Origin of the sequence: Streptomyces sp. NPDC058257, from assembly GCF_042881845.1 — a bacterium.
In the GTDB taxonomy this organism is placed as follows: Bacteria; Actinomycetota; Actinomycetes; order Streptomycetales; family Streptomycetaceae; genus Streptomyces.
In genome coordinates this window covers 22,406-39,289 of record NZ_JBHVXJ010000014.1, presented here as the reverse complement: position 1 = coordinate 39,289, position 16,884 = coordinate 22,406, and the positions used below count along the sequence as shown (strand labels likewise).

The following is a 16,884-nucleotide window of genomic DNA, read 5'->3' as shown; positions in this document are numbered from 1 at the left end:
TGAGCCCCAGCTCCGGACGGAGGGGGACTTGGTGGTGGCGGCTGGGCGGTGTCGCATGGCAGTGGGCGCCTGTGCGGGGCGAATCCTGCCAGAGACGGAAGGAACGGGCTGTGGCCGATGAGCTGATCGATGTGGTGATCGCCGACGATCAGGAGTTGGTCCGGGCAGGCTTCGAGATGATCCTCGATGCCCAGCCGGGCATCCGGGTCGTGGGTGTCGCCCGAGACGGTGTCGAGTGCGTCGAGCTGGCCCGACAGCTGCGCCCAGCGGTGGTGTTGGCCGATATCCGCATGCCGCGGATGGACGGCTTGGAGGTCACTCGCACCCTGGCTGGCGAATCAGCGATGAACGTCGTCGTGATCACCACCTTCGACCAGGACGATTACGTACGCGACGCTCTGCGCTACGGCGCCTGCGGCTTCCTGCTCAAGGACGCTCCGCCCGCGCTGCTAGTGGAGGCGGTGCGGGCGGCCTCTCGCGGCGACGCGTTGGTCTCGCCCGCGGTCACCGTGCGGCTGCTGCGCGGGCTGCAGCACAGAGCCGGCGGCGAGGAGCAGCAGGAGGCCGCCGGGCTGAGCGCCCGGGAGACGGAGATCGCCAGCCTCGTGGCCGTGGGGCGCACCAACCAGGAGATCGCCGAGGAACTGTTCCTGTCGCTGTCGTCGGTGAAGACGTACCTGGCCCGGATCCAGGTCAAGGTCGAGTCCCGCAACCGCGTGGAGATCGCGGCCTGGGCATGGGAGAACGGTGTGGTCACCTCGCGGGACCCGCGCCAGTGAGGGGGCGTGGCAGTCCGGCCACCACCTCCCACTGACCGGAGCTCGTGACACCGGCCCGGAACGTGCCGTCGAGCGCCTCGACGCGTTCGCGAAGACCGATCAGACCGAAGCCGCTGCGCCCGCCCGCCGGATGGTCCGCCTGGCGCTGCCCCGCGCTGTTGATCACCGTCACCCGTACCCACCCCGGGTCGGAGTCGAGACGTACGGTCACCGCCTCGCCCGGGGCATGGCGCAGCACATTGGTGAGGGACTCCCGGACCACCCGCAGCACAGTCGCCTCGACCTCCGGGCTCAACCGGGTCGTGCGGACCGCGGCGCTCGCCTCGAGCCGGGCCGCCGGAGCGTCGGGCCGACGCCGGGAGAACTCACCGACGAAATCGCCGAGTTCGGCGAGGAGGTCGCCCGGCCGCAGCGCCTGATGGTCGTCCTCACGAAGCACCCGCACCAGCCGCCGCATCGACTCCAACGTCTCCGTACCGGACCGGGCGATCGCCTCCAGGGCCGGCTCGACCTTCTCGGGCGCGGTCGCGTGAACGGTGCTCGCCGCGTTGGCCTGCACGATGATGCCCGTCATGTGGTGGGCGATCAGGTCGTGCAGATCACGGGCCAGAGCCAGCCGCTCGGCGTGCCGCACATCCCGTACGGCACGCTGCCGACGGGCCTCGGACGCACGGACGACGCACCCCATGGCGATGCCGAGCGAGAGCAGGATCGTCACCATGTAGCTGCCCCCGACGAAGCCGTCCAGCGTCCGGGTGCGCAACGTCTGCATCAGCATGCCGACGGCCAGGGCGGCGACTGCCCACGCCATGGTGCGGGTGCTGTGGACCTGGGCGAGTGTCCGGATGATCAGGAACAGCAGCGCGAACATCTCCAGATACCCGAAGTCCGTCCCGCTCACCGGGGCGAACAGGCATACGCAGCTGAGCGTGAGGGAGATGGCGGCCGCACCCACCGCCCGCGCCGGGAAAGGCAGCGGGTGGTGGGTCCCGGGCAGCGCGAGCGCGGCCAAGGGGCCGGTGACGAACACCGGCAGCCAACTGGTGGGCGCGATCGGCGGCTCGGTCACGAACAGCAGCACCAGGATGTCGGCCGCCCACAGCAGGGCCAGGGACGCCACCGCGGCGGTGGAGACGACGCGGCGGATGCCGGGTAAGAAAGGAAGTTTCCAGTCCACGCCACCAGCCTAGGGAGCCGGATGGCTCTTGTGGTGTCGGCCGGATGACCGACACGGAACGCCGCACTCCGTACCCAGGGCTGACGCCGCGCCGTCGCGTGCTGCCGCAGCATGGTTCGAGGGCACGGGCGTTCCCCCGGCGCCTGTGCCCCGCCCGGCCCATCGACGACGACGGTCAGCGTCCGGACCTCTTGGGCGCTCCCAGGCGTACGGCGCCCGGAGGGTGTGCCGCGGCCTGTGGGGACAGCGCCCGGCACACTCTCCGGGCGAGCAGCCCGGGGTCCCAACCGCTTCCCGTCCTCGTCCCGTTCCTGACGTACGGAGTCTGTTGTTCTCATGGCTACTTTTCTGCACCGGCTCGGGCGCGGCGCGTTCAAGCGTCGCTGGCTGACCCTGTTGCTCTGGGCGGTCGTACTCGGCGTCGCGGGCGCCGCGGCGGCGGGGAGCAGCGGCAGCGGCGACTCGAATATCACCCTGCCCGGCATCGAGGCGCAGAAGGCGTACGACGTGCTCGGTGAGAAGTACCCCGCGGCCAACGCCGACGGGGCGGGCGTCCGTGTCGTCGTCCGGGCACCCGACGGGGAGAAGCTTGCCGTCGGCGAGCCGCGGGCCGAAGTCTCCTCACTGCTCAAGGACTTGCGGAACTCCTCGCCGCGCGTCGCCTCGGTCGCCGACCCGTTCAAGGGCAAGACCATCAGCGCCGACGGCACCACCGGTTACGCCCAGGTCACGTACAAGACCAAGCCCGCCGAACTGACGGACGCGGACCACAGCCACCTCGACGACGCTCTTGACGCGGCACGCGGCCAGGGGCTGACCGTGGAGGCGTCCGGCAGCGCGCTGGCACCCGCCGAGGCGAGCAGCTCCTCCGAGGCGATCGGGTTCGTGCTCGGCGCGTTGATCCTGATCGTCACCTTCGGCTCGTTCGTCGCGGCCGGCATGCCGCTGCTGACCGCCCTGCTGGGTGTCGGCATCACCGTGTGCGCCATCACCGCGCTCACCACAACCCTCGATCTCAACAGCAGCACCTCGTCCCTCGCGACCATGCTGGGCATCGCGGTGGGCATCGACTACTCCCTGTTCATCGTCTCCCGTTACCGATCCGAGCGGGCCGTGGGCCACGACGCCCGCGAGGCGGCCGCCCGGGCGAACGGCACCGCGGGGTCCGCGGTGGTCTTCGCCGGTCTGACCGTCGTCATCGCCCTGGTCGGCCTGGCTGTGGTGAACCTGCCCATCCTCACGGCCATGGGCATGGCCGCCGCCGGTGCCGTCGTCGTTGCCGTCCTGGTCGCCGTCACCCTGGTCCCGGCCCTGCTCGCCTTCGCCCCCGAGCGCGTTCTCGGCCGCCCCTCCCGCAAGAAGTCCGCCGGTACGAAGGCCACGAAGCCGCCCCTGGCGGAGCGCTGGGCGGCCTTCGTGCTGCGCCGCCCGTGGAAGGTCCTGCTCTTCTCGGTACTCGGCCTCGGTGTGATCGCGCTGCCCGCGACCAGGCTCGAACTGAGTCTGCCCGACGACAGCAGCAAGCCCGTCTCCACCACCGAGCGCAAGGCCTACGACATGCTCGCCGAGTCGTTCGGCCCCGGCTTCAACGGCCCGCTGACGCTCGTCGTCAGCGGCGGCGATCCGGCTGCCACGAAGACCGCGGTCGGTCAACTCGACGGCACTGTAAAGGGCTTGAAGGACGTGGCCACCGTCGCCCCGGCCACGTACAACCCGACCGGTGACACGGCGATGGTCACCCTCGTCCCCGATAGCTCGCCCGCGAGCGAGGAGACCAAAGACCTCGTCCACACCATCCGCGACCAGGCCAAGAGCGTCCAGACCGCCACCGGCGCACAGGCCATGGTCACCGGCACCACCGCGATGAACATTGACGTCGCCTCGAAGTTCGCGGACGCGATCGTCCCCTATTTGGCGCTCGTCGTCGGCCTGGCCTTTCTGGTCCTGATTCTTGTCTTCCGCTCGATCCTGGTGCCGCTCAAGGCGGCGCTCGGCTTTCTGCTGTCCGTCCTGGCCTCTCTCGGCGCGGTGGTCGCGATCTTCCAGTGGGGTTGGTTCAAGGACCTGTTCGGCCTGGAGACCACCGGTCCGATCATGAGCCTCATGCCGATCCTCCTGGTCGGTATCGTCTTCGGCCTGGCCATGGACTATCAGGTCTTTCTGGTCACCCGGATCCGGGAGGCGTACGTCCACGGCGCCGATCCGCGGCAGGCGGTCACCGAGGGCTTCCGACACAGCGGCAAGGTCGTCATCGCGGCCGCGCTGATCATGACGGGTGTCTTCGCCGGGTTCATCGGCGGCGACGACGCCATGATCAAGTCGCTCGGCTTCGGTCTGGCCATCGGGGTCGTCTTCGACGCGTTCGTGGTCCGCATGACCATCGTGCCCGCCGTCCTGGCCCTGCTCGGCGGGCGGGCCTGGTCGCTGCCCGGCTGGCTCGATCGACGTCTGCCGCACGTCGATGTCGAAGGCGAGAACCTCAGCAGCACGGTCCCCGAGGCCCGCGAACCCGCCCACAAGGAAGCCGACGTCGCGCCGACCCGTTGAGCCGGCTCAGGACTCGCTGTGCGAGGGGTATGCCGAGCGTCGTCGGCCCCGGGCCAGCCGCATCCAGGTGGCCGAGGTCCTGACCGGATGCGGCGGTCGGCTTCGACTCCGTGTGACGAGTGGGATGTGAACCTGACGGGTCGTAGAGACTCGGTGCCGTAGCCGTCAGCAGGCGAGCACCGAATCGTACGTGGACTCCGCGCCTTCGGCTCGGCTCGGCTCGGCGTGGTGGGCGCAGCCGACGACTGTCCGATGTCCGACTCGGTGAGCCGGTCCGTGCGGGATTGTCGGCCCGCTCCGGGTCAGGGCGTGGGGGACCGCTGCGGGGAGCGGAGTACGAGCAGGGTGATCTCGCTGGGGGCGAAGACGCGGAACGGCGGGCCCCAGAAACCGGTGCCGCGGCTGGTGTAGAGGAGGGTGCGGGCACCGTGGCGGCTGAGGCCGGCGAGGGCCGGCTGGTCGATGCGGACGAGGTGGTGGAAGGGCCAGATCTGGCCGCCGTGGGTGTGGCCGGAGAGTTGCAGGTCGATGCCGCCTGCCGCGGCCCGGTCGACGAACTTGGGCTGGTGGGCCAGGAGTAGGACCGGCAGGTCGGGGTCGGCGCCGGTCAGGGCTCCGGCGAGGTGGGCGCGGTGGCCGGCCAGGCCGGAGGACTCGGCGGTGACGTCATCCACGCCGGCGACCACGAGGGTGTCGCCGCCGCGTTCGAGCAGCAGATGACGGTTGCGCAGCGGCTCCCAGCCCAGCTCGTCCATCAGATCGACCCAGCCCTGCGCCTCGCTGTAGTACTCGTGGTTTCCGGTTACGTAGACCCGGGCCCGGGTGGCTCGCACGGTGCCGAGCGGGGCGGCCTGGGCGCGACGGCGTTGGGCCGTGCCGTCCGCGATGTCGCCGGTGTGGCAGACCAGGTCGGCCTCCAGGGTGTTGACCGTCTCGCAGACCCGCGCCGACCAGCGGGCGCGGTCGAGCGGGCCGTAGTGGGTGTCGGTGATGAGGACGACGCGGGTGCCGTCCAGTCCGGCTCCCAGACGCGGGAGTTGTACGTCGAGTTGCCGTACCCGTGGCACCCGGCGGGCCTCGGCGTACCCCCAGGCGAGCAGCGCGGTGGCCGTGCCGAGTACGGCCCAGGTGACGATCCGGGCCCGGCTCGGCCCGTCGCTGACGCCGGCCACGGTCAGGGCGAGGCGCAGCAGGGCGCCGAGCAGGACGGACCAGGTGAACAGCACCCAGCTGGCGCCCAGCAGGGTGTCACCGACGATCGCCGCCCAGTCCTGCTGCCGTCGGCCGTGGCCGCGCGTCATCGCGAGCGGCATACCGATCAGGCCGAGGGCGAACAGCGCGGTGCCGGCGAGCGTGACGGGGAGCGGCCAGTGCTGGCCGGTGTACAGCAGCACCCAGCAGGGCACGGTCCACAGCAGGACGGGGGCGATCAAAGGGATGTAGCGCATCAGCCGGCGCAGTCGGCTCTGCTGGGTCGCGTGCGCTGAAACGTCCGCGGATCGGGCTTCGCTGGTGTCGGTCACGCTTCCCCTCCTGAAGTAGCCGGTCAGTCGACGCGCAATGTATCCGGTTGCCCCGGGGGCCGTCTTGTCGATCATTGATCGAACCGGATGAATGCCCTGGCGAGGGGCCACCTCGATGTCGCACCCGGCAAGGGCACGAGCCGCCGCACATCGATTCTGTGCCCGTGGCCCCCCGTGTCCGAGGTGCCGCCTCGGCGGGACGCCGGACGTTCGGCGGAACTGTCGGTGATCCAGATCCATAGGCGATGTGCCGGTGGCCGCTGGAACCGAGGCTGCCGAGTTCCCCATGAGTGCAGCCGCAGCCGCAGCCGCGTTCGACAGCAAGGGACCCCCGTCGCCATGTCATCCACATCCACCGCCCCGCCCTGGAATGTCCAACGGCTGCCGGTGCCGATGGCCGCGTCTTCCTGGTCACCGGCGGCAACGCCGGCATCGGGTACTTCGTCGCGGAGCAGTTGTCGGCGACCGGAGCCACCGTCGTACTCGGCAGCCGGAATCCCGCCAGGGCCGAGGCCGCCATGGCCTCGATCCGTGCCGTGCGCGTGTCCCCGGCGCGCGGGTGCGGGCCGTACGGCTGGACCTCGCCGACCTCTCGTCGCTGGGAACAGCGATGGAATCACTGGAGGTGGACCGAGGGTCAGGCCGCGGGGATGAAGCCGGGTCTGCTGTTCTCGTCGGCGTCGACATGGGAGTCGGCGTCGGTGGTGAGCTGGGTGTGGAGTCCTGCGAGCCCTCTGGCCAGCGCGCGCCGATCGGCGGTGGGCAGGGCATTGATCGCGTGGTGCAGCGTGTTCTCGCGCTGCCCGCGGACGCGTTGCAGATGAGTCCTGCCCTCGACGGTCAGCCGCAGAGTGACCTCCCGTCCGTTGCCGGGGCACGGTCGCCGTTCCAGGAAGCCGATGGCCTGCAGGCGGTCGCACAGGCGGGTGACGGAGGGAGGGGAAGTGGCGAGCCGTTTGCACAGGGAGCGCATGCGGATCCCCTCATCACGGTCGACGACGTACATCAGGCGTAGTTGCGACGTGGACGCGGGGGCGATGGCGGTGGATTCTCGGGCGTGTTCCCACATCACGTCGAGGAGTTCGACGATCTCACCGGCGGACCGGGTGGCCTCGTGGGAGTAGCTGCGTGAGGTGGATTCTGGTACTGGCATGTGCGCCCCGTCAGTGTGTCGGGCTCCGTTCCCCGGTCCTGGTCGGGGGGTGGAGCTGCGTCAGGTGGTGCGGTGCGGTCCGGTGGTGCGGTGCGGTCCGGTGGGGCGGGCCGGTCTCGCTTCCCCGCTAGTCATCGGGGGTTCTGCCGTGCTGCCGAGGGGGTGTTCACGGTGCCCGGTGAGGGGTGCCGTCAGATGGTCCAGGGTACCGGTGAGGGCCAGGAGCCGATCCAGTTTCGCGGTGCGGTCGTCCAGATGGAGCCGGACGCCCGCCGCGCTGGTCCTGCGGTGGATCATCAGCAGGATCGAGAGCCCCGTGGAGTCGATGACGTCGAGCCCCGCACAGTGCAGGTGCAGGTCGCCGAGGAGCGGGTGTTCGGTGAGCTTGTCGGTGACGGCGCGTAGGAGATGGTCGGCGTGGTCGTAGTCGAGATCGCCGTGGAGCTCTATGCGGACGGTGTCCTCGGTGTCGACCGTGGTCAGGCGCGGAGGGGAGGGCGGCGTGGTGGTCATGCGGGCTTTCCGGCGGTGAGGGGGTGTTGCGGCGTGAGTGCGTCGATGCCGTGTTCGAGGGTTCGGGTGGCTCTGGGGAAGTCCTTGAGCTCGCGGGCCAGGATGCTCAGGGCCGGCGGCAGACTGTGCGCGGGTACGCCGCGGGCGGTGAGGATCTGGGCGGTCCAGGTGAGGAACCTGGTGAAGAGGTCCTCGTCGCCGAGGTAGAGGGCGGTGGCGAGGAATTCCACGATGTGCGCGAGGTCTTCCGCGGTGTGTTCACGCTGCGCTTCGCTGTACGTGCGCATGGCGGGGAACGCGTCTTCGAGGGCGGTGAAGACGGAGCGCACGAGGGTGGGCCTGCTGTGGGAGACCAAGGTGTATTCCTGGTCTTCCAGGTGGGGCAGGTCGTCGATGGGCTGGTGATCGGGGAGCGGGCGCGGCAGCGGTGCCCGGGCGAGCCGGTCGGCCGCGGCTCGGGCGTCAGGAGCCCAGGCGTCGGCACCGAGCAGGCGGGCGTACCTGCCGTCGGGTCCGAACGCGGCTCCACCGGCGAGCACGGGTACGCCGACGGCCTGGCAGGCGGTGATCGCGGCGTGCGCGGTGGGCAGCCGGGCCGCGATCGAGCTGGAGAGCGCGACCACGTCGGTGTCGGTGCGGTGCAGGTGGGCTATGAGGTGCGGGGCGGGGACCTGCGCGCCGAGGTAGTCGACGTGCCAGCCGCGGAGCTTGAGGACCTCGGCCAGCAGACGCGCGGGCAGCGCGTGCCATTCGCCGTCCACACAGGCCACCGTGATCCTGCCCAGGTCCGGGGTGGTGCGTGCGGCCGGGTGCACCGAGAGCGCGGCCACCGCCCGCTCGTTGATGGCGGTCGCTGCGTGCTCCTGGGCCACGGTGAGGCGGTTGGCGGCCCACTCCTCACCGACCTTGCCCTGCACCGACGCGACCACATCGAGCAGCACGCTCTCCGGCGCGACGCCGTCGTCCAGGGCGTGCAGCACCATGTCGGTGGCGGCGTATTCGTCGGCCGCCGACACGGCTTCCCAGAGCTCGTCGGCCAGTTGCCGGACCGTTTCGCCGGCTGCCGGCCGGTGTGGCGTACAGGTCTTCATGCCGTGTACCTGCCCCGAGTGTGGCCGTTCACCGCACTGAGATAATGGGTGCGTGGCGCGGAGATCACCACGACGGCCATGTCGTCGTGCCGCCCCTTTCCGACCCACTGGGACGCGAGCATCTGGACACGCTCCACGATGCCTGCGGACGGCATGCCCGCGCACTCCGTGAGGACACGCTGGAGCCGATTCTCACCGAACTCGGCCCCGCCCAACGGCCCGCCCTTGGCCTCGGTGATCCCGTCGGTGTAGAGGACGCAGGACTCCCCGGGCGCGAGCGTGACAGCAGCGGTGTGGGCACGGGCTTCGGGAATCGCCCCCACCAGCGTGCCGCGTGTCTCGGCCTCCTCCACGACACCGTCCGCACGGACGATCAGCGGAGCCGGATGACCGGCACTGGTCAGCCGCAGGCTCACCCCGCTGCCCTCCCGCACGGCGGAGGCCAGCACCAGCGTGGCGAACCGGGTGTGATGGGAATTGACCAGAGCGGTGTTCAGCAGGCTGATCATCTGCTGGTGGTCGTCCGCCAGGGGAAGCAGAGCATGCAGGGTGTTGCGGATCTTGCCGGTGAGTACGGCGGCTTCCAGACCCTTGCCGCAGACATCCCCGAGCGCCACGAACGACTCTTCGCCCTCGGCGGTGGCGGGGTGCACGTCGTAGAAGTCCCCGCCGATCCGCTCATGGTCCTCCGAGGGGCGGTAGCCACCGGCGAAGTCCACTCCGGAGATCTGGTGCAGTGAGGGGGGAAGCAACTCCCGCATCAGGACCTCGGTGATGGAGATCTGCTCCGCGTACAGACGTGCGGCCGACATGGCGGCTCCGGCGCGCGTGGCGAACAGCCGGGCGAAGACCTCCTCACCGTCCGTGAACGCCGCCGTGCCGGAGCGGCGCAGCAGGACGAGCGCACCGGCTGCGACACCGTGACCGGGCAGCGGGGTGATCACTATCGAGCCGACGGGACCGAAGTCCTCGGGCACCATCCAGTCCGGTGCGACGGAGGGGTCGATCCATCGTGAGGGCACCGGCGGGAATCCGCGCAGCGCCTCGCTGAGACCGGGCACGTCGTCCGGATCGACCGACTCCTGGGACCGGACGGGTGCGGCGCCGTGCAGGCACGTCACGACGGGCAGCCGCTGCCCGCGCGAGGGCGCGATGACCAGCGCGGTATCGGCGAGGTGCTCCGCGGCCAGCTGCGCGGTCACGTCCATGCAGCGCTCCAGATTCAGGGAGGAGAGCAGCAGGTTGGAGGCCGTGGCCAGGAACTCGGTCCGTTCACGCTCCATTCGCAGAGCCTCACGGACCACTTGGTGATCGGTGTCGTCGACCAGCCACCACACCACGGTGCCATCGTCCTGCACGCTGGAGTGCGCCTCGAAGCTGCGCTCGCTGACGGTCCCCGAGACCGGTGTGTCCGCTGCTCGCCCGACGCGCCGACCAGGCGCCTTCAGCGCGTCATGCGCGGCGGAGAGCCAGGTGGGGACCACATCGGTGAGGACGGTTCCGGGGAGGGCCCCGGGCAGGAGCGCACCTGCCGCGTCACTGCGCAGCACGATGGTGCCTTCGACGTCAGCGACGAGGACGGGATAGGGAGCACGGCTCAACGGTGAGTCATGCTCCGGGACGGCGCCGATGTGCGCTGGGGGAGAGACCAAAAATTGAGGACTCGCTACGCGAATCCCTCACCTCATCGACTAGAAGGAACATTGCCTTTGAGCAACCATCGCTCAAGCCACACGCGCCTCGCAACCAGCACTCGCGCCCGCGAAAGAGTCTTGCCGCGAAGGGGTTTGGAGGGGACGGATCGGGACACCCCATCAGGGCGCCCCGCCCTACGGGCAACCGGTCCACGGCGCCGGCTTGACGTTGTTCATGGGGAAGTGCGAAGTGGCGTTCTCGACGCGCGGGATGGTCGTGACCGGCTCGCTCGGAAAGGTCTCGTACACGGCCAGATCGGCGACGGCGACGGCGACGCGCACGACACGGTCGGGGCTGCCGAACAGGCGGCGCAGCTCGACGACCTCATCGGCTTCGGCGAGGGTCCGTTCGAACCGCTCGACGGTTCGGAGCCCTGGGATTCGGGAGTGAGATCGAGCAGTACCTCGAAAGAGCAAAAGAGCAGCGGTGCTTGGTGGTGTCGTCCACGGCCCGATAGCCGCGGAGGGCGCCGGGTCCGGCCAAGTCCACCACGCTGCTGGTCTTGGTCGGCCTGCTCCTGGCTCTTGGCACTCTCACCGTGCGCCGTTCCGCCGAGGACGAGCGCCGCACCGCCGAGGAGGCCGCCGATGTCTGGCGCCAGCTGACCTCCTGGCCGTCTTCACGATCCCCCTGGCCCCGCCGCGCGCACTGCCCTTCGCCGCGCTCGGCCGACTGCGCGCCTCCAACGCCGTGTGGCGCCGGGCCGGTCACGCCACTGGCGAGGAGCGGTCGTCGATCGCCGGGTGAGCCGTGTCTCACCAGGGCGGCTCCACTTGTTTATGCAACGAGTTGCATAGCAGGATCGGGGCATGGCGCTAGAGCACGCGATCCTCGTCTCGCTGCTGGAACAGCCGGGCTCCGGATATGAGCTGGCCCGGCGGTTCGAGCGGTCCATCGGCTACTTCTGGACCGCCACCCACCAGCAGATCTACCGAGTGCTCAAACGCATGGAGAGCGACGGGTGGATCGACGCCCGCGAGGTGCCGCAGCAGGCACGGCCGGACAAGAAGGAGTACTCCGTCGCCGCTCTCGGGCGGTCCGTGCTCTCGCGGTGGTTGCACGAGCCGATCGAACCCGAGAGTGTGCGGCACGAGCTCGCCGTGAAGATCCGCGGTGCCGCCTTCGACGACCCGGTCGCGCTGATCCGCGAGGTCGAGCGGCATCGCCAGGCGCACGCCGACCGCCTCGCGCGCTATCTGGCGGGGGAGCGGCGTGACTTCACCGGGTCCGATGCCTCTGCGCCCACCACGCCCGATGCCGGTCGGGAGCTCCAGCATGTCGTGCTGCGCGGCGGCATCGCGTACGAACGGATGACGCTCGCCTGGCTCGACGACGTGCTCGACACCCTGCACCGGCTCGGCCCCGCGGCCTGACCCGGCCCGCCGCTCCTCCACCCCGCCGCCCCTCACCCGCCGAACATCCCCAACATCCCGAGCCGGAAAGGCGAACACTCATGGCCGACCCGCTGCTGTTCAACCCGCGTACCTACGACCCGAAGCAGTTCGACCCCGAGACCCGCAGGCTGCTGCGCGCCACCGTCGACTGGTTCGAGGCCCGTGGCAAGCGTCAGTTGATCGAGGACTACCGCACCCGCGCCTGGCTGGCGGACTTCCTCGACTTCTCCGCCAAGGAGGGGCTCTTCGCGACCTTCCTCACCCCGGCCGCCTCCGCCGAGGGGAAGCCGGACGCGCGCTGGGACACCGCGCGGATCGCCGCCCTCAACGAAATCTTCGGCTTCTACGGGCTCGACTACTGGTACGCGTGGCAGGTCACCATCCTCGGCCTCGGCCCGGTCTGGCAGAGCGAGAACGGGGCTGCCCGCACCCGTGCGGCGGAACTCCTCTCCCAGGGTGAGGTGTTCGCCTTCGGCCTGTCCGAGAAGACCCACGGCGCCGACATCTACTCCACGGACATGCTCCTGGAGCCCGACGGCGACGGCGGCTTCCGGGCCAGTGGCTCCAAGTACTACATCGGGAACGGCAACGCGGCGGGACTCGTCTCCGTCTTCGGCCGCCGCACCGACGTCGAGGGCCCCGACGGCTACGTCTTCTTCGCCGCCGACAGCCGCCACTCGTCGTACCACCTGGTCAAGAACGTCGTCGATTCGTCGAAGTACGTCAGCGAGTTCCGTCTGGAGGACTATCCGGTCGGCCCCGACGACGTGCTGCACACCGGCCGCGCCGCCTTCGACGCCGCCCTCAACACCGTCAACGTCGGCAAGTTCAACCTCTGCACCGCCTCCATCGGTATCTGCGAGCACGCGATGTACGAGGCCGTCACCCACGCCACCGGGCGCATCCTCTACGGCCGCCCCGTCACCGCCTTCCCGCACGTGCGCCGCGAGCTGACCGACGCGTATGTCCGCCTCGTCGGGATGAAGCTGTTCAGTGACCGTGCCGTCGACTACTTCCGCTCCGCGGGCCCTGACGACCGCCGCTACCTGCTCTTCAACCCCATGACGAAGATGAAGGTGACCACGGAGGGCGAGAAGGTCATCGATCTGATGTGGGACGTCATCGCCGCCAAGGGCTTCGAGAAGGACACCTACTTCGCCCAGGCCGCCGTCGAGATCCGCGGCCTGCCGAAGCTGGAGGGCACCGTCCATGTCAACCTCGCGCTGATCCTCAAGTTCATGGGCAACCACCTGTTGAACCCCGCCGAGTACGAGCCCGTGCCGACGCGGCTCGACGCGGCCGACGACGCGTTCCTCTTCCGGCAGGGACCGGCCCGCGGCCTGGGCTCCGTACGCTTCCACGACTGGCGCACCGCCTACGACGCGTACGCCGATATGCCCAACGTCGCCCGCTTGCGCGAACAGGCCGACGCCCTCTGCGAGTTCGTCAAGACGGCCGCCCCCGGCGAGGAGCAGAGCCGCGACCTCGACCTTCTCCTCTCCGTCGGCCAACTGTTCGCCCTTGTCGTGCACGGCCAGCTGATCCTGGAGCAGGCGCGCCTGACCGGCCTCGACGGGGACGTGCTCGACGAACTGTTCGCCGTTCTCGTACGCGACTTCTCCGCGCACGCCGTCGAACTGCACGGCAAGGACTCCGCCACCGCTCAGCAGCAGAGCTGGGCGCTCGGCGCGGTGCGGCGCCCGGTCGTCGACGACGCACGCTCGGCGCGGGTGTGGGAGCGCGTCGAGGCGCTGGCCGGGGAGTACGAGATGGCGCCGTAACACTCGCCATATATGGCTGAGCGGGGCGCGTCCATGCGCCGGGTGCTGATGACCGAACTCACCGAGCGGCTCAAGGCACTGACTCCGATGCGCGGGGCGGCCGACCCCGACGAGAGCACCCAGGCCGCGGCCTGGCTGCTCGGCGACCGCTCTTCCTTCGTGACGGGCAGGGTCCTGCGGGGCCAGGGCGGCGCGCGGGCCTGATGCGGTGGCGCGCCCCCAGTGACCGGAGCCCGGACCGCGCCACACCGCTCAGTCGGATGCGGTGCAGTCCGGGCACACTCCCCTGTACGTCACCTCGGCCGCGGAGACGGTGAAGCCGAACCGCTCCGAGGCGGGCAGCGCCGACAGCGGGTCGCCGCCGGGGTGTACGTCCTTGATGGCGCCGCAGCTCGAGCACACCAAATGGTGGTGGGGGTGATGGGCGTTGGGGTCGTACCGCTTCGCGCGACCGGTGGACACCTCTATCACCTCGCCGAGGGAGACCAGCTCACCGAGGGTGTTGTAGACCGTGGCGCGAGATATCTCCGGCAGCCGGGCAGTGGCACGCGCGAGCACCTCGTCAGCGGTCAGGTGGACGTGTTCACCGTCGAACACCTCGGCGACCACCCGGCGCTGCGCGGTCATCCTCCAGCCACGTCCGCGGAGCCGTTCCAGAAGATCGCTCATGCCTACCAGCCTAACTGTGCATTGTCTGACGAATGAATTCGTACGGACCCGTCTGTCGTATTGACTTGGACTTAGTCCATCGTAGGATCAGTTCCGGCCGACGGCCAAGGGACAGGGCAACAGCAGGGAACAGCGCGTGACTTCAGGAGGCGGATCCGTACGCCCCGGCATCCGATACCCCGCTCGCGGAGCAGCGATCCGCCGAGCAGGTGGGCGTCCTCAGCCTGCAACTGATACAGGAAACCGCCCCGTTGGACAATCCTGCCTGCCGCACCCCCGTCGCCCCCGACTGCTCTGCCGTTCGCAGTTCCTGAGCACCGTGATCCGCCCCGTCCGGAAGGATTCCCATGACTGAGAACCATGACGCGATCGTCACAGACCCGAAGCCGGAAGAGACTGGCGGCTGCCCGGTCGCACACGGTCGCGCGCCGCACCCGACCCAGGGCGGTGGAAACCGCCAGTGGTGGCCGGAGCGGCTCAACCTGAAGATCCTCGCCAAGAACCCCGCCGTGGCCAACCCCCTGGGCGAGGCATTCGACTACGCCGAGGCGTTCAACACCCTCGACCTGCCGACCGTGAAACGGGACATCGCGGAGGTCCTCACCACTTCGCAGGACTGGTGGCCCGCCGACTTCGGCAACTACGGCCCGTTGATGATCCGCATGGCCTGGCACAGCGCGGGCACCTACCGGATCAGCGACGGCCGCGGCGGAGCCGGTGCCGGCCAGCAGCGCTTCGCGCCGCTCAACAGCTGGCCGGACAACGTCAGCCTCGACAAGGCCCGCCGGCTCCTCTGGCCGGTGAAGCAGAAGTACGGCCAGAACCTCTCCTGGGCCGACCTCCTGGTCCTCACCGGAAACGTCGCCCTGGAGACGATGGGCTTCAAGACCTTCGGCTTCGCCGGCGGCCGTGCCGACGTCTGGGAGCCCGACGAGGACGTGTACTGGGGCCCCGAGACCACCTGGCTCGACGACGAGCGCTACACCGGCGACCGCGAGCTGGAGAAGCCGCTCGGCGCGGTCCAGATGGGTCTCATCTACGTCAACCCCGAGGGCCCCAACGGCAACCCGGACCCGGTCGCCGCGGCCCGCGACATCCGTGAGACGTTCCGCCGCATGGCGATGAACGACGAGGAGACCGTCGCGCTCATCGCCGGTGGCCATACCTTCGGCAAGACCCACGGCGCAGGACCGAGCGAGAGTATCGGCGACGACCCCGAGGCCGCGCCCATGGAGCAGCAGGGCTTCGGCTGGAAGAACTCCCACGGCACCGGCGTGGGCCCCGACGCCACCACCAGCGGTCTCGAGGTCATCTGGACCACCACCCCCGCGCAGTGGGGCCACGACTTCTTCAAGCACCTCTTCGAGTACGACTACGAGCTCACCCAGAGCCCGGCGGGCGCCCACCAGTGGGTGGCGACGAACGCCGAGGCGATCATCCCCGACGCCTTCGACGCGTCGAAGAAGCGCCTCCCGATGATGCTCACCACCGACCTGTCGCTGCGCTTCGACCCGGTCTACGAGCAGATCTCGCGGCGCTTCTACGAGAACCCGGACCAGTTCGCGGACGCGTTCGCCCGCGCCTGGTACAAGCTGACGCACCGTGACATGGGCCCGATCGTGCGCTACCTCGGCCCGGAGGTGCCCTCCGAGGTGCTGCTGTGGCAGGACCCGCTGCCGGCGGCCGAGGACCAGCAGATCGACGCCGCGGACATCGCCTCCCTCAAGGAGCAGATCCTCGGCTCGGACCTCACCACCTCGCAGCTGGTCTCCGCGGCCTGGGCCGCGGCGTCCTCCTTCCGCGGCAGCGACAAGCGCGGTGGCGCCAACGGCGGCCGTATCCGTCTGGAGCCGCAGCGCAGCTGGGAGGTCAACAACCCGGACGACCTCGCGCAGGTCCTGCGCACCCTCGAAGGCATCCAGTCGTCCTTCAACTCCGGTGCCAAGAAGGTCTCGCTGGCCGACCTGGTCGTCCTGGGCGGCTCCGCGGCGGTCGAGAAGGCGGCCAAGGACGGCGGCGTCCAGGTCGAGGTGCCGTTCACGCCGGGCCGTGTCGACGCCGCGCAGGAGCAGACGGATGTCGAGTCGTTCGCCGCGCTCGAGCCGACCAACGACGGCTTCCGCAACTTCGCCGGCAAGGGCAACCGCCTGCCGGCCGAGTTCCTGCTGATCGACAAGGCGAACCTGCTGACCCTGAGCGCGCCCGAGCTGACGGTCCTCGTCGGCGGTCTGCGCGTCCTGGGCGCCAACCACGCCGGGTCGAAGCACGGCGTGCTCACCGACAAGCCGGGCACCCTGTCGAACGACTTCTTCGTCAACCTGCTCGACATGGGTACGACCTGGAAGTCGACGTCCGCGGCGCAGGACGAGTTCGAGGGCCGTGACGCGAGCGGCGCGGTCAAGTGGACCGGCACCCGCGCAGACCTCGTCTTCGGCTCCAACTCCGAGCTGCGCGCGCTCGCCGAGGTCTACGCGAGCGACGACGCCAAGGAGAAGTTCGTGAAGGACTTCGTCGCGGCCTGGGACAAGGTCATGAACCTCGACCGGTTCGACCTCGTCTGAG

General features: G+C 69.8%; 14 protein-coding genes and 1 pseudogene. 7 read left to right on the top strand and 8 right to left on the bottom strand.

The genetic code is table 11. The features are described 5' to 3' along the window. Positions 1–110: 110 nt before the first annotated feature. On the top strand, positions 111–779 hold the full coding sequence (locus ACFVXC_RS28810; RefSeq protein WP_389910733.1) for a response regulator: 669 nt from the start codon (positions 111–113) through the stop codon (positions 777–779). Here ACFVXC_RS28810 and ACFVXC_RS28805 read toward each other — a convergent pair. Continuing rightward, positions 754–1,956 (bottom strand): sensor histidine kinase, encoded by a 1,203-nt coding sequence (locus ACFVXC_RS28805; RefSeq protein WP_389910730.1) that lies wholly within the window; start codon positions 1,954–1,956, stop codon positions 754–756. The two genes, ACFVXC_RS28810 and ACFVXC_RS28805, sit on opposite strands and share 26 nt — an antisense overlap. A gap of 336 nt (positions 1,957–2,292) precedes the next feature. Between ACFVXC_RS28805 and ACFVXC_RS28800 the strand changes: the two genes are divergently transcribed. After that, a complete protein-coding gene (locus ACFVXC_RS28800; protein ID WP_389910727.1) occupies positions 2,293–4,503 on the top strand; it encodes an MMPL family transporter in 2,211 nt (736 codons plus the stop codon). Positions 4,504–4,805: 302 nt separating this feature from the next. On the opposite strand, the gene ACFVXC_RS28795 is transcribed toward ACFVXC_RS28800, so the two are convergent. Continuing rightward, on the bottom strand, positions 4,806–6,026 hold the full coding sequence (locus ACFVXC_RS28795) for a metallophosphoesterase (protein WP_389910724.1): 1,221 nt from the start codon (positions 6,024–6,026) through the stop codon (positions 4,806–4,808). A 339-nt stretch (positions 6,027–6,365) separates the two neighbouring features. On the opposite strand from ACFVXC_RS28795, the pseudogene ACFVXC_RS28790 reads away from it, so the two are divergent. After that, a pseudogene (locus tag ACFVXC_RS28790) lies at positions 6,366–6,663 on the top strand (SDR family NAD(P)-dependent oxidoreductase); the annotation flags it as partial. On the opposite strand, the gene ACFVXC_RS28785 reads toward ACFVXC_RS28790, so the two are convergent. The 5 genes from ACFVXC_RS28785 to ACFVXC_RS28765 form a co-directional block, all read right to left on the bottom strand. Continuing rightward, the gene (locus ACFVXC_RS28785) at positions 6,664–7,179 is read right to left on the bottom strand and encodes a MarR family winged helix-turn-helix transcriptional regulator (RefSeq protein WP_389910721.1); all 516 of its coding nucleotides are present in this window, start codon (positions 7,177–7,179) and stop codon (positions 6,664–6,666) included. 60 nt (positions 7,180–7,239) lie between these two features. Continuing rightward, positions 7,240–7,692: an STAS domain-containing protein gene (locus tag ACFVXC_RS28780; RefSeq protein WP_389910718.1), complete on the bottom strand. Its 453-nt coding sequence runs from the start codon at positions 7,690–7,692 to the stop codon at positions 7,240–7,242. Beyond that, the gene (locus tag ACFVXC_RS28775; protein WP_389910715.1) at positions 7,689–8,783 is read right to left on the bottom strand and encodes a B12-binding domain-containing protein; all 1,095 of its coding nucleotides are present in this window, start codon (positions 8,781–8,783) and stop codon (positions 7,689–7,691) included. Before ACFVXC_RS28775 ends, ACFVXC_RS28780 begins: the two co-directional genes overlap by 4 nt. Then, on the bottom strand, positions 8,780–10,384 hold the full coding sequence (locus ACFVXC_RS28770; protein WP_389910713.1) for a PP2C family protein-serine/threonine phosphatase: 1,605 nt from the start codon (positions 10,382–10,384) through the stop codon (positions 8,780–8,782). The genes ACFVXC_RS28775 and ACFVXC_RS28770 overlap by 4 nt, the downstream gene beginning before the upstream one ends. 228 nt (positions 10,385–10,612) lie before the next feature. Continuing rightward, a complete protein-coding gene (locus tag ACFVXC_RS28765; RefSeq protein WP_389910710.1) occupies positions 10,613–10,894 on the bottom strand; it encodes an Lrp/AsnC ligand binding domain-containing protein in 282 nt (93 codons plus the stop codon). Between the two features lie 393 nt (positions 10,895–11,287). Between ACFVXC_RS28765 and ACFVXC_RS28760 the strand changes: the two genes are divergently transcribed. From ACFVXC_RS28760 to ACFVXC_RS28750, 3 genes are all read left to right on the top strand, one after another. After that, positions 11,288–11,851: a PadR family transcriptional regulator gene (locus ACFVXC_RS28760; protein ID WP_389910708.1), complete on the top strand. Its 564-nt coding sequence runs from the start codon at positions 11,288–11,290 to the stop codon at positions 11,849–11,851. Positions 11,852–11,931: 80 nt separating this feature from the next. After that, a complete protein-coding gene (locus ACFVXC_RS28755; protein ID WP_389910705.1) occupies positions 11,932–13,653 on the top strand; it encodes an acyl-CoA dehydrogenase family protein in 1,722 nt (573 codons plus the stop codon). A 12-nt stretch (positions 13,654–13,665) separates the two neighbouring features. Further along, positions 13,666–13,857 carry an SDR family oxidoreductase gene (locus ACFVXC_RS28750; RefSeq protein ID WP_389910702.1) on the top strand — a complete coding sequence of 64 codons (192 nt, stop codon included), beginning with the start codon at positions 13,666–13,668 and terminating at the stop codon, positions 13,855–13,857. Positions 13,858–13,905: 48 nt separating this feature from the next. On the opposite strand, the gene ACFVXC_RS28745 is transcribed toward ACFVXC_RS28750, so the two are convergent. Then, a complete protein-coding gene (locus ACFVXC_RS28745) occupies positions 13,906–14,322 on the bottom strand; it encodes a Fur family transcriptional regulator (RefSeq protein WP_389910699.1) in 417 nt (138 codons plus the stop codon). Between the two features lie 347 nt (positions 14,323–14,669). Here ACFVXC_RS28745 and katG point away from each other — a divergent pair, with 347 nt between their 5' ends. After that, positions 14,670–16,883 (top strand): catalase/peroxidase HPI, encoded by a 2,214-nt coding sequence (gene katG, locus ACFVXC_RS28740; protein WP_389910696.1) that lies wholly within the window; start codon positions 14,670–14,672, stop codon positions 16,881–16,883. Position 16,884: the final 1 nt, after the last annotated feature.